At 73.6% G+C, this 25,293-nt stretch carries 23 protein-coding genes and 2 pseudogenes; 11 read left to right on the forward strand and 14 right to left on the reverse strand.

All coding sequences use genetic code 11. The features are described from left to right. Window positions 1–71: 71 nt before the first annotated feature. From ACFY32_RS10200 to ACFY32_RS10220, 5 genes and pseudogenes are all read left to right on the forward strand, one after another. Window positions 72–464 (forward strand): YidH family protein, encoded by a 393-nt coding sequence (locus ACFY32_RS10200; RefSeq protein WP_390673875.1) that lies wholly within the window; start codon window positions 72–74, stop codon window positions 462–464. Then, window positions 461–829: a DUF202 domain-containing protein gene (locus ACFY32_RS10205; RefSeq protein ID WP_390673876.1), complete on the forward strand. Its 369-nt coding sequence runs from the start codon at window positions 461–463 to the stop codon at window positions 827–829. The genes ACFY32_RS10200 and ACFY32_RS10205 overlap by 4 nt, the downstream gene beginning before the upstream one ends. A gap of 83 nt (window positions 830–912) precedes the next feature. Then, window positions 913–1,227: pseudogene (locus tag ACFY32_RS10210) on the forward strand (hypothetical protein); the annotation flags it as partial. Between the two features lie 157 nt (window positions 1,228–1,384). Then, window positions 1,385–2,407, forward strand: coding sequence for a phosphotransferase family protein (locus tag ACFY32_RS10215; protein ID WP_390673877.1), 1,023 nt, complete (start codon window positions 1,385–1,387; stop codon window positions 2,405–2,407). Window positions 2,408–2,413: 6 nt separating this feature from the next. Then, window positions 2,414–3,628, forward strand: coding sequence for an acyl-CoA dehydrogenase family protein (locus ACFY32_RS10220; protein ID WP_390673878.1), 1,215 nt, complete (start codon window positions 2,414–2,416; stop codon window positions 3,626–3,628). Window positions 3,629–3,634: 6 nt separating this feature from the next. Here ACFY32_RS10220 and ACFY32_RS10225 read toward each other — a convergent pair whose 3' ends face one another. Genes ACFY32_RS10225 through ACFY32_RS10235 form a run of 3 tightly spaced genes read right to left on the reverse strand, consistent with a single transcriptional unit; the run spans window position 3,635 to window position 6,688 of the window. Then, on the reverse strand, window positions 3,635–4,228 hold the full coding sequence (locus ACFY32_RS10225) for a TetR/AcrR family transcriptional regulator (RefSeq protein WP_359202167.1): 594 nt from the start codon (window positions 4,226–4,228) through the stop codon (window positions 3,635–3,637). A gap of 19 nt (window positions 4,229–4,247) precedes the next feature. After that, complete coding sequence (locus ACFY32_RS10230; RefSeq protein ID WP_390673879.1) at window positions 4,248–5,921, reverse strand: class I adenylate-forming enzyme family protein; 1,674 nt, start codon at window positions 5,919–5,921, stop codon at window positions 4,248–4,250. Continuing rightward, window positions 5,918–6,688: an SDR family oxidoreductase gene (locus tag ACFY32_RS10235; protein WP_359202163.1), complete on the reverse strand. Its 771-nt coding sequence runs from the start codon at window positions 6,686–6,688 to the stop codon at window positions 5,918–5,920. Before ACFY32_RS10235 ends, ACFY32_RS10230 begins: the two co-directional genes overlap by 4 nt. Window positions 6,689–6,896: 208 nt before the next feature. Between ACFY32_RS10235 and ACFY32_RS10240 the strand changes: the two genes are divergently transcribed. Beyond that, entirely contained in the window at window positions 6,897–8,138 is a 1,242-nt protein-coding gene (locus ACFY32_RS10240) for an exo-beta-N-acetylmuramidase NamZ domain-containing protein (RefSeq protein ID WP_390673915.1), read from the forward strand. An 82-nt stretch (window positions 8,139–8,220) separates the two neighbouring features. Here the strand turns inward: ACFY32_RS10240 and ACFY32_RS10245 are convergent, their stop codons facing one another. Beyond that, entirely contained in the window at window positions 8,221–11,022 is a 2,802-nt protein-coding gene (locus tag ACFY32_RS10245; RefSeq protein WP_390673880.1) for a penicillin acylase family protein, read from the reverse strand. A gap of 276 nt (window positions 11,023–11,298) precedes the next feature. Between ACFY32_RS10245 and ACFY32_RS10250 the strand changes: the two genes are divergently transcribed. Continuing rightward, entirely contained in the window at window positions 11,299–11,901 is a 603-nt protein-coding gene (locus ACFY32_RS10250) for a hypothetical protein (protein ID WP_359202157.1), read from the forward strand. A gap of 414 nt (window positions 11,902–12,315) precedes the next feature. Here ACFY32_RS10250 and soxR read toward each other — a convergent pair whose 3' ends face one another. After that, window positions 12,316–12,795, reverse strand: a complete 480-nt coding sequence (gene soxR / locus ACFY32_RS10255; protein ID WP_359202155.1) for a redox-sensitive transcriptional activator SoxR — start codon at window positions 12,793–12,795, stop codon at window positions 12,316–12,318. 120 nt (window positions 12,796–12,915) lie between these two features. Between soxR and ACFY32_RS10260 the strand changes: the two genes are divergently transcribed. Then, on the forward strand, window positions 12,916–13,377 hold the full coding sequence (locus ACFY32_RS10260; protein ID WP_359202153.1) for a MaoC family dehydratase: 462 nt from the start codon (window positions 12,916–12,918) through the stop codon (window positions 13,375–13,377). Here the strand turns inward: ACFY32_RS10260 and ACFY32_RS10265 are convergent. From ACFY32_RS10265 to ACFY32_RS10275, 3 genes are all read right to left on the reverse strand, one after another. Further along, entirely contained in the window at window positions 13,368–14,012 is a 645-nt protein-coding gene (locus ACFY32_RS10265) for a TetR/AcrR family transcriptional regulator (RefSeq protein ID WP_359202151.1), read from the reverse strand. The genes ACFY32_RS10260 and ACFY32_RS10265 overlap by 10 nt on opposite strands. A gap of 75 nt (window positions 14,013–14,087) precedes the next feature. Then, a complete protein-coding gene (locus ACFY32_RS10270; RefSeq protein WP_359202149.1) occupies window positions 14,088–14,375 on the reverse strand; it encodes a YiaA/YiaB family inner membrane protein in 288 nt (95 codons plus the stop codon). A gap of 61 nt (window positions 14,376–14,436) precedes the next feature. Then, window positions 14,437–15,588 carry an acyl-CoA dehydrogenase family protein gene (locus ACFY32_RS10275; protein ID WP_390673881.1) on the reverse strand — a complete coding sequence of 384 codons (1,152 nt, stop codon included), beginning with the start codon at window positions 15,586–15,588 and terminating at the stop codon, window positions 14,437–14,439. A gap of 64 nt (window positions 15,589–15,652) precedes the next feature. On the opposite strand from ACFY32_RS10275, the gene ACFY32_RS10280 reads away from it, so the two are divergent. Then, window positions 15,653–16,294, forward strand: coding sequence for a TetR/AcrR family transcriptional regulator (locus ACFY32_RS10280; RefSeq protein ID WP_359202145.1), 642 nt, complete (start codon window positions 15,653–15,655; stop codon window positions 16,292–16,294). An 18-nt stretch (window positions 16,295–16,312) separates the two neighbouring features. On the opposite strand, the pseudogene ACFY32_RS10285 reads toward ACFY32_RS10280, so the two are convergent. Then, window positions 16,313–16,480, reverse strand: a pseudogene (locus tag ACFY32_RS10285) (transcriptional regulator); the annotation flags it as partial. A 61-nt stretch (window positions 16,481–16,541) separates the two neighbouring features. On the opposite strand from ACFY32_RS10285, the gene ACFY32_RS10290 reads away from it, so the two are divergent. Then, complete coding sequence (locus ACFY32_RS10290) at window positions 16,542–16,961, forward strand: hypothetical protein (protein ID WP_390673882.1); 420 nt, start codon at window positions 16,542–16,544, stop codon at window positions 16,959–16,961. A 65-nt stretch (window positions 16,962–17,026) separates the two neighbouring features. Then, window positions 17,027–17,737, forward strand: coding sequence for a winged helix-turn-helix domain-containing protein (locus tag ACFY32_RS10295; RefSeq protein ID WP_359202141.1), 711 nt, complete (start codon window positions 17,027–17,029; stop codon window positions 17,735–17,737). 106 nt (window positions 17,738–17,843) lie between these two features. Here the strand turns inward: ACFY32_RS10295 and ACFY32_RS10300 are convergent, their stop codons facing one another. The 5 genes from ACFY32_RS10300 to ACFY32_RS10320 all read right to left on the reverse strand — a co-directional run bounded on the left by ACFY32_RS10300 (window position 17,844) and on the right by ACFY32_RS10320 (window position 25,192). Next, the gene (locus tag ACFY32_RS10300) at window positions 17,844–18,932 is read right to left on the reverse strand and encodes a Zn-dependent alcohol dehydrogenase (RefSeq protein WP_359202139.1); all 1,089 of its coding nucleotides are present in this window, start codon (window positions 18,930–18,932) and stop codon (window positions 17,844–17,846) included. Between the two features lie 16 nt (window positions 18,933–18,948). Then, complete coding sequence (locus tag ACFY32_RS10305) at window positions 18,949–20,337, reverse strand: aldehyde dehydrogenase family protein (RefSeq protein ID WP_359202137.1); 1,389 nt, start codon at window positions 20,335–20,337, stop codon at window positions 18,949–18,951. 109 nt (window positions 20,338–20,446) lie between these two features. Then, complete coding sequence (locus tag ACFY32_RS10310) at window positions 20,447–21,835, reverse strand: ABC transporter ATP-binding protein (protein WP_359202135.1); 1,389 nt, start codon at window positions 21,833–21,835, stop codon at window positions 20,447–20,449. A 730-nt stretch (window positions 21,836–22,565) separates the two neighbouring features. Beyond that, window positions 22,566–23,786: an MFS transporter gene (locus ACFY32_RS10315; RefSeq protein ID WP_390673883.1), complete on the reverse strand. Its 1,221-nt coding sequence runs from the start codon at window positions 23,784–23,786 to the stop codon at window positions 22,566–22,568. Between the two features lie 23 nt (window positions 23,787–23,809). Further along, window positions 23,810–25,192, reverse strand: a complete 1,383-nt coding sequence (locus ACFY32_RS10320) for a citrate:proton symporter (RefSeq protein ID WP_359203120.1) — start codon at window positions 25,190–25,192, stop codon at window positions 23,810–23,812. Window positions 25,193–25,293 lie beyond the last annotated feature (101 nt).

Genomic DNA, 25,293 nt, shown 5'->3' on the forward strand with positions numbered 1-25,293 from the left:
GGGTTGTGTGTGGGCTGGTCAGGGTCGTGGCTGGGTGGGGGGTGGGGTGGGTGGGTCGTTAGAGTCGGGGGGTGAGTGAGTTTGTGCGGGGTGTGCGGTTGTGGTTCGTGCCGGAGGAGGTGCGGCGGGAGGGAAAGACGCCGGACTACCGGTTCTCGCTGGCGAACGAGCGGACGTTCCTCGCCTGGCTGCGGACCGCGCTGGCGCTGGTCGGCGGAGGGTTCGCCGTCGACCAGTTCCTGCCGGATCTGCGCGGCACCTGGCGGGTCGGGATCGCGCTGGCGCTGCTCGGCGCGGGCGTGCTGTGCGCGCTGCGGGCCGTGAACCACTGGGTGCGCTGCGAACGGGCCATGCGGCGCGGCGAGGACCTCCCCGCCTCCCGCTTCCCCGCCCTGCTCGGTGTCGTCGTCGCCGCCCTGGCCGTCGCCATGGTCGTCGTGGTCCTCGTCGGGTGGGAGGGTTGACCGGCACCCCGCGCGCCCCGGGCGCCGGCACCGGCACCGGCAGCACCGCCACCGCCGACCGTGACCCCGGGCTCCAGCCCGAGCGCACCCGGCTCGCCTGGCGCCGTACCACCCTCGCGGGCGCCGTCGCCGCCGTGCTCGCCACGAAGGCCGCCCTGCACGGACCCGGCGCCTCGGCGGTCACCGTCGCCGCCGGCGCCGTCTGCTGCGTGCTGTGGCTCGGCGTCCTGCGCCTCGCCCACCGCCGTATCCGCGCCCTCGCGGCCACCGGCCGCCCGCCCGCGCTCACTCCCGCGCACGCCGCCGCCGTCGCCCTGTGCACGGTGGCGACGGCGGCGTGCGGCATGGTGCTGGTACTGGCCTGACGCGCCCTCCTGGTCCGCCGGCAGCACTGCCGCGCCTGGCAGGGTGGGCCGCGGCAGCCGCCGTACCACCGCCCCCGTCGAAGGTGAGCGACCCATGGCCAGGTCCGCCCCGCACCAGGTCCGCCCCGCACCAGGAGCACGCCGCCCATCCGCACGTCCACGGCCCCGACCGCGGGCACGCCCGCGTGACGCACGGCGGCCACATGGAGTACACCCACGACGGGCATCCGCACCGCGAGCACGGCCGCCACCGGGACGAGTGCGATCCCCCGGGCCACATCGCCCACGAGGGACACGAACACCGGCACGGCGAGGGGTGCGGGCACCCGCGCGTGCGACACGGCGACCACGCGGACCACCTGCACGACGGACACCGGCACGCCGCGCACAACGGACACCGGCACGCCGCGCACGACGGGCACCCGGACGACCACTGGGCGGGCGGCGACGCGGTGATCACCGTGGCGCCGATCACGTTCCGCTTCCCCTCTGGACGCCATACCGACCGGTCGGCATCATGAAGCGGGTATTGTTCACCTGCCCGTAGGAGCGACGATGAGCCCCGACCACCCGCCCGGACTCGATCTCGACCGGCTGCGCGGCCTGCTCGACCGGGAGCGGCCCGGCCTGGTGAACGGGCCGCTGTCCGGCCGGCTGATCGAGGGCGGACGGTCGAACCTCACCTACGCGGTCACCGACGGCGTCTCGCGGTGGGTCGTCCGGCGCCCCCCGCTCGGCCACGTACTGGCCACCGCGCACGACATGCGGCGCGAGCACCGGGTGATCAGCGCGCTGCGGGCGACCGCCGTGCCGGTGCCCGGGACCGTGCTGCTGTGCGAGGACGAGGAGGTCCTAGGCGCCCCGTTCTACGTGATGGACTTCGTCGAGGGCACCCCGTACCGCACCGCCGACCAGCTCCGCCCGCTGGGCCCCGGACGCACCCGGGACGCGGTGCTGAACCTGGTCGACACGCTCGTCGAGCTGCACGCCGTGGACCCGGCCGAGGCCGGCCTCGCGGACTTCGGGCGTCCGGCGGGCTTCCTGGACCGCCAGTTGCGCCGCTGGGGCAAGCAGCTCGACGCCTCCCGCAACCGCGAGCTGCCCGGCATCGACGAGCTGCACGCCACCCTCGGCCGGGAGCTGCCCGGCTCCCCCGCCCCCGCGGTCGTGCACGGCGACTACCGGATGGACAACGTCCTGATCGGCGAGGACGACCGGATCAAGGCGGTCCTCGACTGGGAGATGTCCACGCTCGGCGACCCGCTGACCGACCTGGGGCTGCTGGTGATGTACAGCCGGCCGCTCGGAATGCCGGACTCCCCCGTCTCCACCACCGCCGAGGCGCCGGGGCACCCGGGCCCCGGCGAGCTGATCGAGCGGTACGCCACGCGTTCGGGGCGGGACGTCTCCGCGGTCTCCTGGTACACGGCGTTCGCCTTCTTCAAGCTGGCCGTGATCCTGGAGGGCATCCACTACCGCTACACGCTGGGCCAGACGGTCGGCCGCGGCTTCGACCGCATCGGCGAGCTGGTCCCCGTCTTCATCGAGCACGGCCTGACCACCCTTCAGGAAGGCTGACCCGTCATGGACTTCGCGTTCGACGCACGCACCGAGGAACTGCGCGCCCGGCTCCTCGCCTTCATGGACGAGTACGTCTACCCGGCCGAGCCGGTCGCCCACGAGCAGCGGGCCCGGCTCGCCTCGCCGTGGCAGGAGCCGCAGGTCGTGGAGGACCTGAAGGCGGAGGCCAAGCGGCAGGGCCTGTGGAACCTGTTCCTGCCCGACGCCGAGTACGGCGCCGGCCTCACCAACCTCCAGTACGCGCCGCTCGCCGAGATCATGGGCCGCTCCCCGCAGTTGGCGCCGACGGCGACGAACTGCGCGGCGCCCGACACCGGCAACATGGAGGTGCTCGCCCAGTTCGGTGACGAGACGCAGAAGAAGCAGTGGCTCCGGTCGCTGCTCGCCGGCGAGATCCGCTCGGCGTTCGCGATGACCGAGCCGGAGGTGGCCTCCTCCGACGCCACCAACATCACCACGCGCATCGAGCGCGACGGCGACGAGTACGTGATCACCGGCCGCAAGTGGTACATCTCCGGGGCGATGCACCCGGACTGCAACATCTTCATCGTGATGGGCAAGACCGACCCGGACGGCGAGGACATCCGCCGCCAGCAGTCGATGGTGCTGGTCCCGCGCGACACCCCCGGCGTCACGATCGAACGCGCCATGCAGGTGTTCGGGTACGAGGACCACTACCACGGCGGCCACGCGGAGGTCGTCTTCGACCACGCACGCGTACCGGTGGCGAACCTGATCGGCGAGGAGGGCGGCGGCTTCGCCATCGCGCAGGCCCGGCTCGGCCCCGGCCGCATCCACCACTGCATGCGGCTGATCGGCATGGCGGAGCGGGCGATCGAGCTGATGTGCCGGCGGGCCGCGTCCCGGACGGCGTTCGGCAAGGCGCTGGCCCAGCAGGGCGTGGTGCAGAACTGGATCGCGGACGCCCGGGTCGCGGTCGAGCAACTGCGGCTGCTGGTGCTGAAGACGGCCTGGATGATGGACACCGTCGGCAACCGGGGCGCCCACACCGAGATCCAGGCCATCAAGATCGCCACGCCCCGCACGGTGGTCGGCATCCTCGACCGGGCGATCCAGTTGCACGGCGCGGGCGGGGTCAGCCAGGACTTCCCGCTGGCCGAGCTGTACGCCGGGGCGCGCACGCTGATGCTGGCCGACGGGCCGGACGAGGTGCACCAGCGCTCGCTGGCCCGCCGGGAGCTGAAGAAGTACCTCTGAGCCCGCTCAGGGCCGCAGCGCCCGCAGCAGGAGGTCGGCGAGATGGTCGGCGACCTCCTGCTTGCTGAGCGGGCCGTCGGGGCGGTACCAGGTGGACAGGTGGTGGATGGAGCCGAAGTGGTAGTCCACCACCAGGTCGGCCGGCGTCTCCTTGGTGAAGACGCCGGTCCGCTGGCCCTCCTCGACGAGCGCGCGGAACCGCTCGTGGTAGCGCCGCCGCTCGGCGCGCACCTGGCGGTTCTTGTCCGGGCTCAGGTGGTGCATGGAGCGGAAGAAGATCGACGCGTCGTCGAGGTTGTCGATGGTGGTGACGACGACGTCGGCCGCCGCGTCCCGCAGCCGCTTCTCCACCGGCTCGTCGGCGTCCGCGAAGGCGTCCAGGCGTTCCTGCTGGACGCGCAGCACACGCGCGTACACCTCGTGCAGGAGGTCGTCCTTGGAGCCGAAGTAGTGGTAGAGCGCCCCCTTGGTGACGCCCGCCGCCTCGACGATCTCCTGCACCGAGGTGCGGTCGTAGCCCCGCTCGGCGAAGAGCCGGGTGGCGGCGGCCAGGAGCCGCTGCGGCACCGGAGTACCGTCCCCGTCCGTGGTTCTGGGCACTGCCGCCACCTGCCTTTCGTCACTGTCGCTGCTGGTCCGCGCGGGAGCGCAGTTCCCGCCGGAGGATCTTCCCACTCGCCGTCTTCGGCAGCTCGGGCAGGATCTCCACCTGGCGCGGGTACTTGTACGCCGCCAGTCTCTCCTTGCAGTACGCGGCGAGGTCGTCCGGGTCCGTGGCGGCGCCCGGCCGGAGGCTGATGTATGCCTTGACGGTCTCCCCGCGGTACCCGTCGGGCACCCCGACGACGGCCGCCTCGCGGACCGCCGGGTGGGTGTAGAGGACGTCCTCGACCTCGCGCGGCCAGACCTTGAAGCCGGAGGCGTTGATCATGTCCTTCTTGCGGTCGACGACGTACAGCCAGCCGCGCTCGTCCATGAAGCCGATGTCGCCGGTGCGCAGTTCGCCGCCGGGGAAGGTCTCGGCGGTGGCGTCCGGGCGGTGCCAGTAGCCGGGCACGACCTGGGGGCCGCTGACGACGATCTCGCCCTGTTCCCCGAAGGGCACCTCGGCGCCCTGGTCGTCGACGATCCGCACGACCGTCTCGGGCCCCGGCACGCCCACCGCGAGGGTCCCGGAGGCCGGGTCGACGGGCGCCTCCAGATGGGGCGGGACGGAGGCGCAGGGGGCGGTGCACTCGGTGAGGCCGTAGCCGTTGCGGATGTACGGGCCGAAGCCGGCCCGGAACTTCTCCACCAGGGCGGGCGGCAGCGGGGCGCCGCCGGAGGAGAGCACCGTGAAGGACGCGAAGTGCTCCCGGTTGACGGACGGGTGGGCGGCCAGCGCCATGAAGGCGGTGGACGGGCCGACGGTGTAGTGCGGCCGGTGCTCGGCGAACGCGTCCAGGACGACGCCCGCCTCGAAGCGGTACGCCAGGACGAGCGTGCCGGCGCTGTTCAGACAGGCGCCGAACTGGCAGACCATGCCGGTGATGTGGAACAGCGGGGCCAGCGCGAAGTAGACCGGGGCCGCGGGCAGTCCGAGGCCGGTGCGCTGCCGCTCGGCGTTGTACATGATGTTGCGGTGGGTGTTGGTGGCGCCCTTGGGGGCGCCGCTGGTGCCCGAGGTGTAGCTGATCAGCGCGATGTCACCGGGCTCCGGGTCGCGGCCCTCGGGGGCCGGGTGGCCGGCGCGGGCCGCCTCGGTGAGGTCGTCGGCGTCGGTGACGTCGAGCCTGTCGAAGGACAGCACGCGCGTGTCGCCGCGGCTCTGGAAGTCCAGTTCGCAGGCGGTGAGCGCGATCCGCACCGGCGAGTCGGCCGCCGCCTCGCGCAGATACGACTGCCAGGCCCGGTCCGAGCAGATCAGCGCGGCCACCTCGCCGTCCCGCAGGACGTGTCCGACCTCGCCCGCCTTGTACATCGGGTTGACCGGCACCACCACCGCGCCCGCCTTCCAGGCGCCGAGCACGGCGAGCACGAAGTGCGGGGAGTTCTGCAGCAGGACGGCCACGCGGTCGCCGCGCCGAAGTCCCCGGGCGGCGAGGTGCCCGGCGACGGAGTCGCTCAGCTCGTCCGTCTCGCGGTAGGTCAGGCGGCCGTCGAAGTAGGCCAGGAAGGCGCGGTCGGGGGCCTCGGCGGCGGCCCGGCGCAGGGCGTGCACGAGGGACGCCTCGGGGTGCAGCGGTGCCTTCTGGGCGTCAGTGAGCAGGTCCAGCCAGGGCTTGGCGGCGTACCGGGAGCCGGGGGCGGTCATCGGGCGGTCGCCTCCTCCCACTGCCGCTGGAGGCGGTTCATGCCGCGCAGCCAGCGGTCGGGCTCGGTGGCGCGGGCCCGGTAGTACTCGGCGACCTCGGGGTGCGGCAGGATCAGGAAGCGGTCCTCCTCGATGCCCTTGAACAGGGCGTCGGCCACGTCGTCCGGTTCGATGGCGGTCGGGGTGAGGACGAGTTCGCCGGCGCTGCCGCTGGCGGTGAGCATGTCGGTGCGCACGCCCTGCGGGCAGATGGCGTGCACCTTGACGCCCCGGTGGCGGTAGGTCAGCGACAGCCACTCGGCGAAGGCGTAGGCGCCGTGCTTGGTGACGCTGTAGGGGGCGGCGCCGATCATGGTGAGCAGACCGGCCGCCGAGACGGTGGAGACGAAGCGGCCGCTGCCGCGCGCCAGCCAGTCCGGGAGCAGTTCGTGGGCCGCGCGGACGTGGGCCATGACGTTGACGTCCCAGGCGAGCGCCCAGACCGTCTCGTCGGCCGCCTCCGTGCCGCCGGAGGCGACGCCCGCGTTGGCGCAGTACACGTCGACCGTGCCGCCGAGCGCGTCGCGGGCGTCGGTGACGATCGCGGCGGCGTCGCCCGGGACCGCGATGCCGCCGATCTCCCGGGCCACCGCCTCGGCCTTCGCCGGGTCGAGGTCGTTGACGACGACCCGGGCGCCCCCGGCGGCGAAGCGGCGGGCGAGCGCGGCGCCGATGCCGCCTCCCGCCCCGGTCACGACGACTGCGGCATCCTGCACGGCTTCCACCATCGGTCTCCTTCGACACGGTGCGACACGGCGCGGCCCGGCCCGCGGCGGCGTGTGGACGGCGCGGCGCGGACCGGCTCGGCGACGCCAGACTAACCAGTCGGTATGTGCGGCGGAAGGGGTCTCCCGCGGTTCGCCTCGTTCCGCCGGGGCCGTGCGGACGCTAGCGTGCGTGGCCATGTCAGCCGCCGCGACCACGGAGGTCACCGCCATGACACTGTCCAGACGGACCCTGCTCGCCGCCCCGGCCGTGGTGGCGGCCACCGGCGGCGCCGCCGAGGCGGCCCCCGCACGCGGCGGCGGGCGCGGGCTGCGCACCGGCTTCGAGCGGCTCGCGGCCGGCGGCTACGCGCTCCTGGAGGGGCAGCGGGTCGGCGTCGTCACCAACCCGACCGGCGTCACCCGGGACGTACGTCACATCGTGGACGTGATGCACGCCGACGACCGGGTCGGCCTGACCGCCGTCTTCGGCCCGGAGCACGGCTTCCGGGGCACCGCGCAGGCGGGCGGCTCCGAGGGCCGCTACGACGACCCGGCGACCGGCCTGCCGGTCTACGACACGTACCTCAAGAGCGGGCAGCCGCTCGCCGACGTGTTCACGGCCTCGGGCGTGGACACCGTCGTCTTCGACATCCAGGACGTCGGCGCGCGCTTCTACACGTACATCTGGACGCTGTACGACTGCATGGCGGCCGCGCGACTGGCGGGCAAGCGGTTCGTGGTGCTGGACCGGCCGAACCCGGTGACCGGGCGGGCGGCGCTGGGGCCGGTGCTGCACCGGGAGTTCGCGACCTTCGTGGGGCGCGAGCCGATCGCCCAGGCGCACGGCATGACCGTCGCGGAGCTGGCACGCCTGTTCAACGGCGAGTTCCTGACCGCGCCGGTGGAGCTGTCGACGGTGCCGATGACGGGCTGGCGGCGGTCGGAGTTCTACGACGCCTGGGGGCTGCCCTGGGTGCCGCCGAGCCCGAACATGCCGACGCCGGACACCGCCCTGGTGTACTCCGGCACCTGTCTGTTCGAGGGCACCAACCTGTCGGAGGGGCGCGGCACCACCCGCCCCTTCGAACTGCTCGGCGCGGAGGGTATCGACGGGGCGTGGGCCGCCGCCGCCAACGAGCTGGAGCTGCCCGGGGTGCGCTTGCGGGAGGCGTACTTCGCGCCGAGCTTCTCCAAGTTCCAGGGGAAGACGGTCGGGGGCGTGCAGCTCCATGTGCACGACCGGGCCGCGTTCGACCCGGTGCGCACCGGGATCGGCCTGCTGGTGACCGCCAAGCGGGTCTGGTCGGGCTTCGCCTGGCGGCCGGACCAGTGGATCGACAGGCTGACCGGTTCCACCCGGGTGCGCACGATGATCGACGCGGGCGCGGACACCGACGAGGTGGTGGGCGCCTGGCAGGAGGAGCTGGCGGCCTTCCGCCGGGTGCGCGGCCGGTACTTGCTGTACCGGTGACCTCCGGCGGTCGTGCGGCACGGCCGGCTCCGGTGTGCGGGCGGCGGGGCGGACCGGCCGGCCGCCCCGCCGCCCGCCCGCGTCACCGGTGCGAGGTGAACTCCACGACCTGCTGGTAGGTCGGCCGGTTCTGCCAACTGATCCCGCCGTGCTTGATGCCGCCCAGGGTGCGGTGGACGATCGAGTCGGCACACCACTGGTCGCCCGCCGCGCAGGCGTCGTCGCCGGGGTAGACCTGCGCGGCCGTCTTCGCCGCCGCCTCCTTCAGGGTGCCCAGCAGCGCGTCCCGGCAGGCGCCCAGGTCGCCGCCGCCGCAGTAGGTGCGGGCCAGCGGGCCCTTGACGGGCTCGCCGAGCACCGCCCGTATGTCCTTGTCGACATAGCTCCACCAGCCGTACTGGAAGGCGCTGCCGGCGTGCGCGCCGGTCGCGCCGTGGGCGGCGGACGGGGACTCGTCGACGGACAGATTGCGGGTGAAGGCGGTGTAGAGGTCGTCGCCCAGGCCGGGGGCGAACTCGGCCCGCACCAGCAGCGGCCACCAGGCGTCCAGGACCCGGATGGCGTCGGCGTGGGCGTACTTCTTGGAGCCGGCCGAGGTCTCGGTGCGCTTGCCGCCCGCCGCGAGCCAGGCCCGCAGCCGGTCGACGGCCGCCTTGGCGGCGGTGTCGGTCACCGGCGCGGAGTCGATCACTTCGAGCAGCTTCGGCAGGACGTCCTCCGCGCGGAGGTCGGCCAGCCCCGCGTCGGCCATCGCCCGGACCAGCGCGGCCCGGGTCACCCCGCCCTCCGCGACCAGGGCGCGCACCCGGTCGTCGAGCAGGTCGCCGCGGTGCACGGAGCCGTTGCCCCAGGAGGCCGCCGAGTAGTCCGCGGCCACCTTGTTGTTCCAGGAGACGTAGTAGTCCTGGTCGGTGGAGCGGGGGTGGGCGGAGGGCGGCGTGTACTCGGCGGTGTTGGCCGCCGGGTCCCAGCCCCGCCACTCGTGCTCCGGCCGCGCCCGGACGGGGAAGTCGGCGTCCACGCCGGCCGCCCGGACCGGGTTGTCACCGCTGTTGTAGTACGCGGTGTGCTCGGCGTCGGCGTAGAACCAGTTGAAGGTGTAGTTGATGTGCTGGGTCGCCCGCTGGAAGTCCTCGGGACCCTTGACGTAGTCGGGGTCGTTCAGCATCTGGAAGCCGATGATCGAGTCGGTCTCGTGCAGGAACGAGGAGCGCAGCGAGGTGTAGGCGACCTTCTTGCCGTCGACGGTCGCGCGGTACTCCACCGGCCCGTACTCGGTGCGCCAGACCCGCATCGTGTACGACCCGGCGGCGGTGCCGTCGGCGACGGTGGGCTTCCAGGCGTTCTTCCGCTCGATCTTCTCCATCGGCGTGCAGGTGCCGCGGTACAGGTAGTGGTAGTCGTCCTGGCACAGCTCGACGGCGTAGGTGTCGATGATGTCCTGCCCGGAGGTGGTCGCGCTCCAGGCGTAGTCCTGGCCGCGGCCCAGCTCGACGTACATGCTCAGGCCCGCGAAGGAGGCGCCGCGGGCGCTGATGCCGGGGCCCTGGATCTCCTGGAGCATCAGCAGTTGCGGGGCGAAGTACCCGGTCTGCGGGCCGAAGACGGCGACGGGGTGGCCGCTGGCGGTGTGCTCGCCGCTGACGACCAGGGCGTTGGACATCCCGCGCCGGGCCGAGCCGAGGGCCGCCTGTGCCGAGGCCCGGTCGGCGGTGGTGGACGCCGCGCTGCCGGTACGGTCGTGGAGCAGCGGTTCCGGCGTCACCGAACCGGGGTCGGGCAGGGCGCGGCCCTGCGGGTCCGCGGGGCGGGGCAGGTACGGGAAGCTGCCGTCGCGGACGGTGCGGACGGCCTCGGGGTCGTTGCGCTGGCGGAAGGACTCCCAGACCTCGGTGCCCTCGCGCACGCCGTACTTCTGCTGGGCGGCCAGCAGCGACAGGGCGTTGTCCACCTCGCCCCCGCCGCCGGAGCCGAACAGGGCGCCGATCACCGAGGCGAGCGCGACCAGGTCGGTGGGCTTGAAGTGCTCGATGGTGCCGGCGTTGGTGATCGCGTCCTTGTGGCCGGTCAGGACGTACTCGCCGGGGAAGTAGCGGCCCTTGTCGGAGGCGTCGATGTAGGCGTTGACCCCGGCGACGTAGGCGTCGACGTCGGCGAGGGCCAGTTCGCCGCGCTCGCCCGCTCGGGCGGCGGCGCTGTCGATCTGCGCCTGGAGTTCGGCCTCGGTGTAGGGAGCCGTGCGCCAGAACTGCTGTTCGAGGCCCTGGTTGGCGGGGGCGCCGCCCGCGAAGGGCGTCAACTGGCCGCGTCCGACGTGCCGGAAGAGGTCCATCAGCCACAGCCGGTCCTGGGCCGCCGCGTAACCGGCGCCGAACTCGGTGCCGTAGCGGGTGGTGCCGGTGATGTGCGGGACGCCGGTCTTCTTGTCCCGGACGATCGTCACGTCGGTGCGGCCGGCCGGGCGGGTGGTGGAGGCGACCTGGTCGGCGGGGACACCGAACGAGGCATCGTTGAAGAAGCTGTTGATCTTGTCGTCGGTGAGCGAGGTGTGGCCGGTGGCGAGGTTCGCGTACGGGCCGAGCTGGTCCTCGGCGTGCGCGGGCTGGGTGCCGAACGCCTGGTTGAGCAGGATCTGGGCGAGGGTGGCGTTGCCGTTCTGGCCGGGCGGCAGGATGTCGGAACACCGACCGCCGCAGTGGTCGTCTGCGGCGGCCGCGGCCGTGTCCTGATTCGTGCCCGGGGTTGTGTCCGCAGCCAATGCCGGGGAAAGCGGTGACAAAAGCCCGGCAATGAGGACGCATATGGACGCGGACTTCAGGAACCCGTGGAATCCGCGGGGAGTTCTCAGTCTGACGAGGACGTTGCGTGGGGTGCGCCGAAACATGGCGGCTCCTCCCGACGGGGATGGGCCCGGGACGTTACCGCCGGTATCCCGGGGAATGAAGATGAACATGCGTCACTTTTCGGAGCGGGCACAGGGGATACACAGATCACGGAGGCCGACTCACGCGACACGGGGAAGGACTGACGACAGCCGTCGGACACCGGATGGAGCCGATTCGGGTGTCGATACGTCTATTCGGCGACGTCCGTGCGACGGCCGTACAGCGACGCCGAAGTGACCGGAACACAGGTGCAGATGTGACGGAGGTGCAGGGCGATGGCCGGTTTCCGGAGTCTGGCGAGACAAGTCCGCGATCCACGCTGCGATCTGGCGCTGCGGCGCTACTCGCTGCGCAAGTGCCTTGAGCGGTTCGCCCCTTACGGGCACCGGGCGACCTGGGACCACTTGTGCTCGCGGTGGGGATTCGGGCCCGAGGACAGGTCACCCGACCCGGCGCGGCTGGTGGCCGCGCTGGACGAGCTGGAAGAGGCGCGGAAGGTGTGGCTCGCCTATGAGGTGGACTTCGCCGCGCGCCGCAGGAAGGAGAAGCACGACGGGCTGCGCAGGCCCGGCAGCGTGGACGACTGGCACCGCATGACCTGGGGCGGTTTCGGCGTGGCGTGGTGCGACGACCCGAGGCTGCACCCCCGTGAGCCGCTGGCCGAGGTGCTGCGCCGGCTGATCGCCGCGCTGGAACGGGAGCCGGGGGCGGTCTGCCCGGCGTGCGCGGGCGAGCAGTTGACCTGGCGGTACGACCTCGACCACGAGCCCTCGGAGGGCCCGGTCTGCACGGACTGCGGAATCCTGGTGCCGTGCCCCGTGCTCACCCAGGAGGCCCTGGCCATGGCCAGGCGCGAACGCCTGCTGGTCCCGGCGTGACGCCGGCCGGGCACGGCGACGGGCCCGCGTGACGGCGATCGGCGCGGCGACGGGTCGGCACGAGAGCGAACGGGCGCGGCGACGGGTCGGCACGAGGCCGGGCGCGGCGACGGGTCGGCACGAGAGCGAACGGGCGCGGCGACGGGTCGGCACGAGGCCGGGCACGGCGACGGGTCGGCACGAGAGCGAACGGGTGCGGGCGACGCGGCGCGCGAGGCCGGGTGCGGGCGACGCGGCGCGCGAGGCCGGGTGCGGGCGACGCGGCGCGCGAGGCCGGGTGCGGGCGACGGGGGACGCCGTCCGGTCCCGCCGCGGGTCATCCCACGGCCACGGCGGGCAGCAGCGGAACCCCGGCGGTGCTGAACCCGCCGCCGCCCGCCCGGGTGACTCGGCGCGGGCGGTCCGGAGCGGGAGCTACCGCCGGGGCGGCCCGCCGCGGTGCTCGACCAGCAGGCGGGAGCCGGCGCCCCGGCGCTCGCCGAAGACGTCGTCGGGGTTGGACAGCACACAGGTGTCCAGGGAGAGGCAGCCGCAGCCGATGCAGTCGGTGAGGTGGTCCCGCAACCGGTTGAGCTGCTGGATGCGCTCCTCCAGCTCGGAGCGCCACGCCTCGGAGAGGCGGGCCCAGTCCTCCCGGGTGGGGGTGCGCTCCTCGGGCAGTTGCGCGAGCGCCTCGCGGATCGTGGCCAGGGGGATGCCGACGCGCTGGGCGGCGCGGATGAAGGCGACCCGGCGCAGGGTGTCCCGGCAGTAGCGGCGCTGGTTGCCCGGGGTGCGGCGGCTGCTGATCAGGCCCTTGGACTCGTAGAAGTGCAGGGCGGAGACGGCGGCGCCGCTGCGCGCGGCGAGCTGGCCGACGGTGAGCTCGTGGATCTTCTCTGGAATCTGAGGCACTCCTCAGACCCTACCCACCGGGTCCGTTGACAGGGGCCGCCCGGCCGACCATGCTAAGCAGTTGCTTAGGGGTGACTTCGCGGTCGCTCGGGATCGACATCACGTGGGAGGCCGGAACAGATGGCAGAGCCGAGGATCTTCACCTCCGCCGACGAGCTGAAGGCGGCGGTGGGCGAGCGGTTGGGGTACACCGACTGGCTGGAGGTCGACCAGAAGCGGATCGACCTGTTCGCCGAGGCGACGGGCGACCACCAGTGGATTCACGTGGACCCGGAGAAGGCCGCCGCGGGCCCGTTCGGCACCACGATCGCCCACGGATACCTGACCCTGTCGCTGCTGCCCCTGTTCGGGCCGCAGTTGCTCACCGTCGAGGGCGTGAAGATGGGCGTCAACTACGGCACCAACAAGGTGCGTTTCCCCGCCCCGGTGCCGGTCGGCTCGCGGCTGCGGGCCACGGCGGCGATCGCCGGCGTCGAGGACGTCACGGGCGGCGTGCAGGTGACCGTCGCCTTCACCGTGGAGCGCGAGGGCGGCGACAAGCCGGTGTGCGTCGCGGAGTCCGTCTCGCGCTACTACCTCTGACCCGCGTCCCGGTCCCCGGCGCCCACCATCCGCAGCACGAGGTCGGCGTAGAGCGCGCCGACCTCGTCCGGGGTGCGGGGCCCCTCGATGTTGAACCAGCGGGCCACGTCGATGCAGAGCGACAGCACGGCGAGGGTGGTGCCCTTGACGTCGAGCACCTGGAACTCACCGGTGGCGATGCCGTCCTCGATGATCCCGCGCACCTCGGCGTCGCACTGCCGGCGCAGCGCCACGATCTCGGCCCGCGCCTCGGGGCCGAGGGCGTCCAGCTCGTACTGCACCACCAGCGCGGTGGTGCGCCGGCCCGCGTGCCAGCGGACGAAGGAGCCGACCGCGTCGGCGAGCCGCTCGGTGGCACCGCCCTCGCCCCGGGCCGCGGTGCGCAGGATGTCCAGCGCCCGGTCGTGGCCGATCCGGCTGATGCGGTGCAGCAGCTCTTCCTTGGTCTTGTAGTGGATGTAGAGCGCGGCCGGGCTCATGCCGGCCCGCCCCGCGATGTCCCGGGTGGTCGTGGCGTGGTAACCGCGCTCGGCGAACGCCTCCACGGCGGCGACCAGCAGCTTCCGGGCCGCGTCAGGGGTGACCTCGCTCCAGGGCTCGGTGTCGCCGCCCCTGGTCTCCTCCGCCGTACTCATCGCCTCTTGGCCCCTCTCGGTGACAGGAGCTCCACCATACCGCCGAAGCTGAGCGGGCGCTTAGCGCACCCCTGGTCAGAGCTTCTCGAACGGGTCGTGGGCGGCGAGCAGCTTCTCCAGCCGGGCCTGGTCGACCCGGCTGACGAGCTGCCCGGCCTCCTGCCGGTCGCGGATGATCTTGGCGAGGGTGAAGGCGGAGGTGACGAGGTAGAGGACGGCGATCCCCAGGAAGGCGCGCACCCACGCGTCGGCCTCCAGGTTGAAGATGCCGATGGCGGTGGCGACGATGGCGACCGCGAACGAGGCGACGGCCTGCCCGTAGAAGGCGGCGGTGCTGTGCTGCTTGACCGGTGTGTCACTCATGCGGACAAGCGTCGGCGGACACGGCCGCCGCCGCATCCGCCGGGATACTCAGAGCGGGTACTCAGAACGCCGATACGCCGGTCAGCGCGCGCCCGATGACCAGCTTCTGGATCTGGCTGGTGCCCTCGTAGAGGGTCATCACCCGGGCGTCGCGCAGCAGCTTGCCCGCCGGGTACTCGTCGATGTAGCCGTAGCCGCCGAAGACCTGGAGGGCGTTGTTGGCGGCGCGCACGGCGGCCTCCGAGGCGAACAGCTTGGCCTTGGAGGACTCCACCGCGAAGGGCTGCCCGCGGTCGATCAGGTCGGCGACCCGCCAGGTCAGCAGCCGGGCGGCGTCCACGTCGACGGCGATGTCGCTGATCAGCTCCTGGACGAGCTGGTGGCGGGCGATGGGCTTGCCGAACTGCTCCCGCTCCCCCGCGTACTTCACGGCCGCGTCCAGCGCGGCCTGGGCGATGCCGACGCAGCCGGCCGCGACCGACATCCGGCCCTTGGCGAGGGCGGACATGGCGACCGGGAAGCCCTTCCCCTCCTCGCCCAGCATCGCGGAGGCGGGGACCCGGACGTCCTCGAAGGCCAGTTCGGCGGTGGCCTGGCCGCGCAGGCCGAGCTTGCCGTGGATGGTGCGGCGGGTCAGGCCGGGGGTGTCGGTGGGCACCAGGAAGGCGGAGACGCCCCTGTGGCCGGGGGCGTCGGTGGAGCGGGCGAACAGCAGCACGACGTCGGCCCAGGTGCCGTTGGTGATGAACATCTTGGTGCCGTTGATCACGTAGTCGCCGCCGTCACGGACCGCCCGGGTGGACAGGTTCCCGGCGTCGGAGCCGGTGCCCGGCTCGGTCAGGCCGAAGCAGCCGACGTACTCGCCGGAGGTGAGCCCCGGCAGCCAGCGGCGCTTGTGCTCCTCGTCGCCCCAGGCGGCGATCGTCTTGGCGACCAGGCCCAGGGAGACGGAGACGATGCCGCGCACCGAGGAGTCGCCGCGGCCCAGTTCCTCGGTGACCAGGCAGTACGCGAGGTGGTCGCCGCCGGAGCCGCCGTACTCCTCGTCGACGGTGAGCCCGAGGAAGCCGACCTCGCCGAGCTTCTTCACGATGGCCCGGTCGACCTCCTCGGCCCGGTCCCAGGCCACGACATGGGGGGCGATCTCGCGCTCCACGAAGTCCCGGGCCAGTTGCCGGACGGCCCTCTGCTCCTCGCTCAGCTCCAGGTCCATGGCGCCCCACCTCACAGGAAAATTAGCACTGCTAGTTTCTCTTCGCAGCCCTACTATGTGCGCCATGGCCCGACCGCGCAAGCCCCTGCTCAGCACCGACCGGATCGTCCAGGCGGCTCGCGTCCTGGTGGACACGGAGGGTCTCGCCGCCGTCTCCACCCGCCGCCTCGCCGCGGAACTCGGGGTGAGCGGCCCCTCGCTCTACAACCACTTCCGCACCAAGGACGAGATCCTGGAGGCGGTCGCCGACTCGGTGAGCGCCCAGGTCGACCTGTCGATGTTCGAGGACGGCCGGCCGTGGCGGACGGCGCTGCACGACTGGGCCGTCTCCTACCGGGCCGCCCTGCGCGACCACCCGAACATCGTCCCGGTGCTCGCCCGCGGCCCCGGCCGCCGCCCGGCCGCGCTGCACCTCGCGGACGCGGTGTACGGCGCGATGGTCGCGGCGGGCTGGCCCCCGGCGCAGGCCACCTCGATCGGCGCGCTGATGCGCTACTTCGTCATGGGCTCGGCGCTGGGTTCCTTCGCGGGCGGCTTCCCGGACGACGCCGGCGCCTACGACCCCGAGGACTACCCCCACCTCCAGCAGGCCCACAAGCTCGCCGAGCAGCAGGAGAAGATCGACGAGCGGGCCTTCGAGACCGGTCTGGCCGCGCTGCTGGACGGGCTGGCGCAGCAGTACGAAGAGGTGCGGCGGACGGCCTGACGAGGGCCGCTGGCCGGGTCAGGCGCCCGCCGGCCCCCGGGTGAGCGCCTCGTCGGCGGCGGCGCCCGCCAGGACGGCGTCCAGGAGTCCGGGGTAGCGCGCGTCGAGGTCCTCGCGGCGCAGGGAGAGCAGGTTCTCCCGGCCGGAGGGGTGCTGCCGGATGACTCCGCTCTCGCGCAGCACGCGCCCTGTTCCCGGAGGGCCCCGCGCGGCACCGGGCCCGTCTCGACCAGCGCGAACAGCGGGCGTGGCCGGCACGGTCGCCCTCGCCTTCGGCTTCGACGTGGACGCCGGTTACGCCCTGCTGGTGCCCGGCCTCATCGTCTCCGGCGTCGGCCAGGGCATCGTGTGGACCGCGATGTGGATCGCGGCCGCGACCGGCACCGCCCCGCACGAGCAGGGCGTGGCCAACGGCATGGCGTCGACCGCCCTCGACCTCGGCAACGCCATCGGCCTGGCGGTCTTCACCGTCCTGGCCGACATCGGCACCGAGGGCCGGACCGGCCGGGCGCTGAAGGCCGCCACGGCCGACGGCGAGTTCCGGGTGGTGCTGCTCACCGCGGCGGGCATGGCCGTCGGCCTCCTCGCCACCCTGCTGCTGAAGCGGCGGCCCGCGCCCGCCCCGAAAGCGGCGCCGGAGGGCGGAGAGGTCCTCGCGGCCCGCTGAGCCGCGGACCGGCCCGCACCGACGCTTCGGCCCGCACCGAAGCGTCGGTGCGGCATGCTGGGCCCATGGCACGCAACCCCCAGGCAGGACATCTCGCGCGGCTGGCCGCGCTGATCGCCGACGAGACCCGGGCCGCGTGCCTGCTGGCGCTGCTCGACGGCCGGGCGTGGACCGCCGGTGAGCTGGCCCGGCACGCGGGCGTCGCCGCCTCCACGGTCAGCGAGCACCTCGGCAAGCTGGTCGCGGGCGGACTGCTGACGGAGGAACGCCAGGGGCGGCACCGGTACGTCCGGCTGGCCGACGACCGGGTGGCGCACCTGGTGGAGGACCTCACCGCGCGGATCGCGCCCGAGGCGGCACTCGGGCGACCGCGCACCCTGGCCGCCGCCGGCGCCGGGTCGGCGATGGCCCGCGGCCGGACCTGCTACGACCATCTCGCCGGGCGGCTCGGCATCGCGGTGACCGACGCGCTGACCGCCCGGGGCCTGCTCCGCCAGGACACCGGGTTCGCGCTGACGGAACCGGGGCTGGCCTGGTTCGACGGTGCCGGTATACCGCTCCCCCGCACCGGCCGCCGCCCGCTCGCCCGGCCCTGCCTGGACTGGACCGAGCGGCGGCCCCACCTCGCGGGCGTGGCGGGCGCGGCCCTGTGCCGGCACGCCCTGGACGCGGGCTGGTGCGTCCGCATCGGCACCGAGCGGGCGGTGAAGGTGACCCCGGCGGGCGAACGCGCGCTGTCCGGGCTGCTCGGCATCGGGCCGGCGGCCCTGCGCTGACCCCAGGGGCCCCGGAGCCCCGGGCCCGGTCCGCGGCACGCGGGCCCCGGGGCGGAGCGGCGGCGGCCGGGGAGCGGCCCCCGGCGCTGGGCCTGCCGGACAGGCCCTAGAAGACGACCAGGGCCCGGCCGCCCTTGCCGGCCAGCATGTTGTCGAAGGCCGCCGGGATGCCGTCCAGGGCGATGCGTTCGGTCACCAGGGCCCCGAGGTCGAGGCGGCCGGCCCGCACGTGGTCGGCGATGACCGGCAGGTCGCGGGCCGGGTCGCAGTTGCCGTAGACACAGCCGGCGAGGGTGCGGCCCCAGTGGAAGATCTCCAGGGCGTTGAAGGTGACCTGCTGGTCCTTGCCGCCGATGCCGACGACGGTGGTGCGTCCGCCGCGCCGGGTGGACTCCCAGGCGGTGCGGATGGTGACCGCGCGGCCGACACACTCGACGGCCACGTCGACGCCCTGCTTGCCGGTGAGGCCCCGGATCTCGCGGGCGGTGGTCTCGGAGGCGATCAGGTAGTGGGTGGCGCCGGCGGCGCGGGCCAGTTCCTCCTTCTCCGGGGAGACGTCGACGGCGACGATCGTGGACGCCCCGGCGATCCGGGCGGCCTGGAGGGTGGCCAGGCCCACTCCCCCGACGCCGAAGACGGCGACCGTCTCGCCGGGCCGCACCTTCGCCGAGTGGTGGACGGCGCCGTAGCCGGTGAGGACGGCGCAGCCGAGCAGGGCGGCGTCGGCGAGGGGGACGCCCTCGGGGGCGGGCAGCACGCAGGAGGCGTCGACCACCGTCTCCTCGGCGAACGCGGCGACGTTCAGGCCGGGGTGCAGGCCGGTGCCGTCGTCGGCGCGGCGGGCGTGCGTGTTGGCGGCGCCGGCCAGGGCGTTGGCGCAGAGCCAGACCTCGCCGAGGGTGCAGGGGTGGCAGGTGCCGCAGGACGGCGCCCAGTTGAGGACCACCTCGTCGCCGGGGGCGAGGTGGGTGACGTCCGCGCCGACGGCGAGGACGGTGCCGGCGCCCTCGTGGCCGAGGACGGCGGGCAGCGGCACCCGCATGGTGCCGTTGGACAGGGACAGGTCGGAGTGGCAGACCCCGGCGGCGGCCAGCTTGACGCGGACCTGGCCGGGGCCGGGCTCGGGCAGCTCGATGCCGGTGATCTCCAGCGGGGAGCCGATCGCGGGGACGACGGCGGCGCGAACGAGGGCCATGGCGGAGGCAACTCTCCTAGAACTGGAGGGACTTGGTCTGGAGGTACTCGGTCAGTCCGTGCGCGCCGAGTTCCCGGCCGACGCCCGACTGCTTGTATCCGCCGAAGGGGGCGAGGGGGTTGAACCGGCCGCCGTTGATGTCGACCTGCCCGGTGTCCATCCGCCGGGCGAAGGCGACCGCCTCCGCCTCCTGACCGGCCCAGACCGCGCCCGCCAGGCCGTAGACCGTGCCGTTGGCGATGCGCAGGGCGTCGTCCTCGTCCTCGTACTCCAGGATCGTCAGGACGGGGCCGAAGATCTCCTCCTGGGCGATGGCCATCTCGGGGGTGACGTCGGCGAAGACGGTGGGGCTGACGTAGTAGCCGCGCTCGCGCGGGGCGTCGGGGCCGCCCGCGACCAGCCGGGCGCCCTCGGCGACGCCCTTCTCGATGTAGCCGCGTACGCGCTCCTGCTGCTTGGCGTTGACGACCGGGCCGATGCGCTCGCCGTACTTCGCGGCGGCGGCCGCGGCCAGTTCGACGGCCTCCTCGTAGCGGTCCCGGTGGACCAGCATCCGGGTCCAGGCGCTGCACGTCTGGCCGGAGTTGGACATGACGTTGGCGACGCCGACGTTGACCGCCTTGGCGAGGTCGGCGCTGGGCAGGATCACGTTGGCGGACTTGCCGCCGAGTTCGAGGGCGACCCGCTTGACGGCGGCGCCGGCCGTCGCGCCGATCCGGCGGCCGACGGCGGTGGAGCCGGTGAACGACACCATGTCCACCCCCTCGTGCTCGGCGAGGGCCTGCCCGGCGACCGGGCCGAGCCCGGTGACCAGGTTGAACACGCCCGCCGGGAGGCCGGCCTCGTCCACCGCCTCGGCGAACAGTTGCGCGACGAGCGGGGTGTCCTCGGCGGGCTTCAGGACAATGGTGCAGCCCGCGGCGAGGGCCGGGGCGACCTTGGCGACGATCTGGTGCAGCGGGTAGTTCCAGGGGGTGATGGCGCCGACCACGCCGATCGGCTCCTGGTACACCACCGAGTTGCCGACCTTCTCCTCGAAGGCGTACGTCCCCGCCAGTTCGGCGTACGAACCCGCCACGGCGATCGGCGCCCCGGCGTGCACGGCCTCGGAGAACTTCAGCGGCGAGCCCAGCTCGGCGGTGACGGTCTCGGCGATCTCATCCTTGCGGGCCACCAGGGCGTCCCGCAGGGCGGCCAGGCGCGCGGCCCGTTCGGCGGGCGGGGTGGCGGCCCAGCCCGCGAGGGCGCGGCGGGCGGCGGTCACGGCGGTGTCGACGTCCAGGGCGGTGCCCGCCGGGACCCGGCCGATCACCTGCTCGTCGGCCGGGTTCACGACCTCGATCGTGTCCCGGCCGGCGGGGGGTCGCCAGGCGCCGTCGATGTACATGCCGTCGTGTGCCTTCATGGCGTTCCTTCCGGGCGGTCCTCGTCGTCCGAGGCCCAAACTAGCGCCGTTAGTTTTCCGGCACCAGAGGCGGCCGCCATGGCGCGGCTCACCCTCCCCCGCCCGGCCCTCACTCCTCCAGGTCCGGCAGCCTCGCCGGGGCGGGGCAGATCCGCTCGCCGTGCTGGTCGAAGACGAACAGGTGGGCGAGGTCGACGAGGAGGGGGACCTGCATGCCCCGGCGCAGGTCGATGTCCGGGGTGGTACGGACGATCAGGTCGCCGGGGAGGCGGCCCTCGGGGGGTACGGGGTCCTCCCGGCCACCGGGGTCCCCGTCCCCGTCCCGGTCGCGGTGGCGGTCCCGGTCGCGGTCCCGGTCCTGCGGGTCGTCCAGGACGACCACGGGGCCGGCGCGCAGGGCGCCCGCGCGCTCCTTCAGCTTGTCCAGAACGGTGCCCTCGCGGCGGCGGCGCCGGGCCGGGCGGACGGGGCGCGGGGCCTCCAGTTCGGGGACGACGGCGGGGCGGGAGCCGGTGTCGAAGTGCACGAGGGCCTCGTGGCCCTGGAACTCCACGTGCTCCACCAGCCCGGTGATCAGCACCTCGCCGGGGCGGGCGGAGGCCGGCTTGGCGATCCGGACGGCCTCCGAGCGCAGGCCGACGATGACCTCGCGGCCCTGCTGGACGCGGAGCAACTGGTGGTCGAGGCTGAGCGGTTCGGGCAGCCGCAGGTACTGCTTGCCGAGGCTGATGGTCATCGCGCCGTCCAGCGGGGCGCGGATCAGGCCGCGCAGCAGGTTGATGCGCGGGGTGCCGATGAAGGCGGCGACGAAGACGTTGGCGGGCAGCGCGTAGACCCGGCGGGGCGTGTCGACCTGCTGGAGCACCCCGCCGCGCAGGACGGCGACCCGGTCGCCCAGCGACATCGCCTCGGACTGGTCGTGGGTGACGTACACCGTGGTGACGCCGAGTTCGCGGGTGAGCTTGGTGATCTCGGCGCGCAGGTGGTTGCGGAGTTTGGCGTCCAGGTTGGACAGCGGTTCGTCCATCAGGAAGGCCGAGGGGTGGCGGGCGATGGCCCGGCCCATGGCGACGCGCTGGCGCTCACCGCCGGACAACTGGGCGGGGAGGCGGTCCAGGAGGTCCTCGATGCCGAGCATCCGGGCGGTGGCGTCGACGCGTGGGCCGGGGTCGGCCTGGGGGTTCTCGACGCGCAGGGGGAAGCCGATGTTTCCCCGGCCGGTCATGTTCGGGTACAGGGCGAAGTTCTGGAAGACCATCGCCATGCGGCGCTCGGCGGGGAGCAGGTCGTTGGCGTACGCGCCGTCCAGCAGCAACTGGCCCTCGGTGATCTCCTCCAGGCCGGCGATCATTCTCAGGACGGTGGACTTGCCGCAGCCGGAGGGGCCCAGGAGGACGAGGAACTCGCCGGGCGCGATGTCCAGGGAGAGGCGGTCCACCACGCGGACGCCTCGGGTGTAGGTCTTGCTCACGTCGTGCAGGGAGATGGCGCGTGTCATGAGGGTGCCCCCGAAGGCTCACTTGAACGCTGGTGCGCTGGTGCTCCGCGGTCGGGTCGCCTCGTGCGGGGTGTCGCTGTACGGGGCGGCTTGTGGGTGACGGAAGTTAACGGATTGTGCGGGGGTGGGGAAGGGGTGGGGCGGGATTCGGGGGGAGTATTCGAAGGACGAGAAACCGGACGGGTTGGCTCCGGGGGGGGTGCGGGGCGTTGTTCCGGCGGGGCGTTGTACCGGCGGGGCGTTGTACCGGCGGGGCGTTGCGCGGTCGGCGTGGGTTCGGTTGCCGTCGGGGCGTTGCGCGGCCCGGCGTTGCGGGGTGCCGCCCGCGCCCACCCGTGCCGCCCCAGGCGGCACGACTGCCCGCGGATTGGGCGGGCGCGGCGCCCGCGGACCGGGCCGGTGCGGCCCCCGCGGAGTGGGCCGGTGCGGCGCCCGCGGACCGGGCCGGTGCGGCCCCCGCGGAGTGGGCCGGTGCGGCGCCCGCGGGGTGGGGCGGTGCGGCGCCCGCGGGGTGGGGCGGTGCGGCGCCCGCGGACCGGGCCGGTACGGCCACCGCGGAGTGGGCCGGTGCGGCCCCTGCGGACCGGGCCGGCACGGCCACCGCAGACTGGGCCGAGGCGGCCACTGCGGAGTGGGCCGGCACGACTGCCACCGCGGAGTGGGCCGGTGCGGCGCCCGTGGGGTGGGGCGGTGCGGGGTAGGGCGGTGCGGGGGCTGCCGGGTGGGTGGGTCAGGGGTGGGGGTTCGGGGTTCGGTCGGGGGTCGGGTGGGGGGCCTGGCGGGGGGTGGGGTGGGGGGAGCGGAGGGAGACCGCCGAGGAGGTCAGGAGGAGGGTGGCCAGGAGCAGGAAGGGGGCGGCCGGGCCCGCCGGGCCCGCGATCAGGCCGGCCGCCGCCGGGGCCGCGACCTGGCCGAGGCGGTTGCCGGTGAGGCGCAGGGCGAGGGCGGTGGAGCGGGCCTCGGCCGGGGCGGCCTGGACGACGGTGGTCATGGACAGCGGCTGGCCCACGCCGAGGCAGAAGCCCAGTACGACCAGGACCAGGGCCAGGGCCCAGACCGGCAGCGGCAGCGCGACGCCCGCGCACAGCAGCGCGGCCAGCAGACACGTGGTCGTCAGCAGCGCGGTGCGGCCCATCAGCTTCAGCAGCGGCGTCAGTACCAGCCGGCAGGCGATCGTGGCCGCCGCCCGCAGGCTGAGCAGGACGCCGACCACCGAGGGCGCGATGCCCCGGTGTTCGCCGACCACCGGCAGGTAGGCGGTGAGGATGTCGGTCGCGGAGAGCACGGAGAGGCTGACCAGCATGCCGGCCGGGACGCCCCGGGCCCGCAGGATGCGGCCGACCGGGACGCGGGCGCCCGGCCCGGCGGACGCCTTCACGGCCGTACGGTCCTCGATGCGCCACAGGGACGTCAGCGCGACCGCCCCGCCGGCGCCCGCCGCCACCAGGGCGAGGGCGCTGCTGCGGGCCATGTCGGAGCCGCCGACGACCGCGCCCGCGGCGATGGGGCCGACGAGCTGGCCGAGCGAGGCGCCGATGGTGAAGTGGCCGAAGTTGCGGTCCTGTTCCCGGGGCGCCGACCGGCGGGCGACCAGCGACTGCGCGCCGATCACGAAGCACAGGTGGCCGAGGCCCATCACGCCGCTCCACAGCGCCATCGTGCCCAGCGACCCGGCGAGGCCGCTGAGCGCGCAGCCGCCGGAGATGAGCACGACCCCGGCGGGCAGCAGGGGCGCGCAGCGGCCCTGGTCGGTGCGGCGGCCCAGCGGTACGGCGGCGAACAGCGGCAGCAGCGCGTAGACGCCCGCGATGACGCCGACGGCCCGTTCGTCCGCGCCGAGCGCGAGGGCCCGGTAGGAGACGGCGGGCCGGGCCATCGACACCGCCCCCTGCGCGAAGGAGAAGGCGATGACGAGGCGGAGCAGCCAGCCGCGGTTCCCACCGGGCCCCATGGTCGTTCCCTCCGTACGCGAGGTCAGATGATGCCGAACAGGATGCCCGCGCCGAGGACGACGAGGCAGGTGAGGGCCGCCCACTTCACGACGAACCGGGTGTGGTCGCCGAACTCGACCTTGGCCATGCCGACGAGGACGTACACGGCGGGCACCAGCGGGCTGGACATGTGCAGCGGCTGGCCGACGATGGAGGCGCGGGCGATCTCCAGTGTGGAGACGCCGTGGGCCTGGCCGGCCTCGGCGAGGACCGGCAGGACGCCGAAGTAGAAGCCGTCGTTGGACATGAAGTAGGTGAGCGGCAGGCTGAGCAGGCCGGTGACCAGGGCCATGTGCGGGCCCATGCCCTCGGGGACGGCGCCCACCAGCCAGTCGGCCATGTGGTCGACCATGCCGGTGCCGGTGAGGACGCCGGTGAAGACGGCGGCGGCGAAGACCATGCCGGAGACGTTGAGGACGTTCTCGGCGTGGGCGGCGATCCGGGCCTTCTGGTCGGGCATGTGCGGGAAGTTGACGGTGAGCGCGAGGGCGGCGCCGATCAGGAAGAGCACCGGGATCGGCAGCAGCTCCATGATCATGGCGGCGAGCAGGGCGACCGTGAGCAGCGCGTTGAACCAGTACAGCTTGGGCCGCAGGGTGGGCCGGTCGGGGTCCAGGCCCTGGAAGCCGTCGTCGTCGGTCCCGGGGGCGCCGGAGCCGGTCGTCCGGGCGGGCCCGGTACCGCTCGCGTCACCGCCCGCGCCGACCAGGACGGTCTCCTTCTCCTCGGCCGGCACCTCGTCCAGCGTCAGGGTCCCCAGCCGCCTGCGTTCGCGGACGCCGAGGACGTAGGAGAGGACGATGACGAACAGCAGGCCGGCGGCGAGGGCCGGGATCATCGGGACGAAGATGTCGGTGGCGTCCACCTTGAGGGCGGTGGCCGCGCGGGCGGTGGGGCCGCCCCAGGGGAGGGTGTTCATCACGCCGTTGGCCATGGCGGCGACGCCGGTCAGCACGACCATGCTCATCTTCAGCCGCTTGTAGAGCGGGTACATCGCCGACACGGTGATCATGAACGTGGTGGAGCCGTCGCCGTCCAGGGAGACGATCGCGGCGAGCAGCGCGGTGCCGACGACGATGCGCATCGGGTCGGCCTTGCAGAAGCGCAGGATCGCGCGGACGACCGGGTCGAACAGGCCGACGTCGATCATCACCCCGAAGTAGACGATCGCGAACATGAGCATCGCGGCGGTGGGGGCGAGGCTGGAGACGCCGTCGATGACGTAGTCGCCGAGGTGGGCACCCTTGCCGACGATCACGCAGAACAGCGCGGGGATCAGCACGAGCGCCGCGATCGGCGACATCTTCTTCAGCATGATCAGGACCAGGAAGGTCGCGATCATGGCGAAGCCGAGGATGGTCAGCATGAGTGAGTACCTAACGTTCGCCTTTGAACATCCCACCTGGGACCGGCGGTGCGACGACGTTAGGTGCCCCCGGACGGCGTTAACAAGATGTTGACACGCGA

It is taken from the genome of Streptomyces sp. NPDC000134, assembly GCF_042899225.1.
Taxonomy (GTDB): Bacteria; Actinomycetota; Actinomycetes; order Streptomycetales; family Streptomycetaceae; genus Streptomyces.

Bases quoted from the DNA above. Each gene is read 5' to 3' on its own strand.
- ACFY32_RS10260 (WP_359202153.1), top strand. From the start codon at position 12,916: ATGGCAGAGCCGAGGATCTTCACCTCCGCCGACGAGCTGAAGGCGGCG.
- ACFY32_RS10245 (WP_390673880.1), bottom strand. From the start codon at position 11,022: ATGTTTCGGCGCACCCCACGCAACGTCCTCGTCAGACTGAGAACTCCC.
- ACFY32_RS10300 (WP_359202139.1), bottom strand. From the start codon at position 18,932: ATGGCCCTCGTTCGCGCCGCCGTCGTCCCCGCGATCGGCTCCCCGCTG.
- ACFY32_RS10275 (WP_390673881.1), bottom strand. From the start codon at position 15,588: ATGGACCTGGAGCTGAGCGAGGAGCAGAGGGCCGTCCGGCAACTGGCC.
- ACFY32_RS10220 (WP_390673878.1), top strand. From the start codon at position 2,414: ATGGACTTCGCGTTCGACGCACGCACCGAGGAACTGCGCGCCCGGCTC.
- ACFY32_RS10250 (WP_359202157.1), top strand. From the start codon at position 11,299: ATGGCCGGTTTCCGGAGTCTGGCGAGACAAGTCCGCGATCCACGCTGC.
- ACFY32_RS10295 (WP_359202141.1), top strand. From the start codon at position 17,027: ATGGCACGCAACCCCCAGGCAGGACATCTCGCGCGGCTGGCCGCGCTG.
- ACFY32_RS10235 (WP_359202163.1), bottom strand. From the start codon at position 6,688: ATGGTGGAAGCCGTGCAGGATGCCGCAGTCGTCGTGACCGGGGCGGGA.
- ACFY32_RS10240 (WP_390673915.1), top strand. From the start codon at position 6,897: ATGACACTGTCCAGACGGACCCTGCTCGCCGCCCCGGCCGTGGTGGCG.
- ACFY32_RS10305 (WP_359202137.1), bottom strand. From the start codon at position 20,337: ATGAAGGCACACGACGGCATGTACATCGACGGCGCCTGGCGACCCCCC.
- ACFY32_RS10230 (WP_390673879.1), bottom strand. From the start codon at position 5,921: ATGACCGCCCCCGGCTCCCGGTACGCCGCCAAGCCCTGGCTGGACCTG.
- ACFY32_RS10320 (WP_359203120.1), bottom strand. From the start codon at position 25,192: ATGCTGACCATCCTCGGCTTCGCCATGATCGCGACCTTCCTGGTCCTG.
- ACFY32_RS10265 (WP_359202151.1), bottom strand. From the start codon at position 14,012: ATGAGTACGGCGGAGGAGACCAGGGGCGGCGACACCGAGCCCTGGAGC.
- ACFY32_RS10215 (WP_390673877.1), top strand. From the start codon at position 1,385: ATGAGCCCCGACCACCCGCCCGGACTCGATCTCGACCGGCTGCGCGGC.
- ACFY32_RS10270 (WP_359202149.1), bottom strand. From the start codon at position 14,375: ATGAGTGACACACCGGTCAAGCAGCACAGCACCGCCGCCTTCTACGGG.
- ACFY32_RS10315 (WP_390673883.1), bottom strand. From the start codon at position 23,786: ATGGGGCCCGGTGGGAACCGCGGCTGGCTGCTCCGCCTCGTCATCGCC.
- ACFY32_RS10310 (WP_359202135.1), bottom strand. From the start codon at position 21,835: ATGACACGCGCCATCTCCCTGCACGACGTGAGCAAGACCTACACCCGA.
- ACFY32_RS10280 (WP_359202145.1), top strand. From the start codon at position 15,653: ATGGCCCGACCGCGCAAGCCCCTGCTCAGCACCGACCGGATCGTCCAG.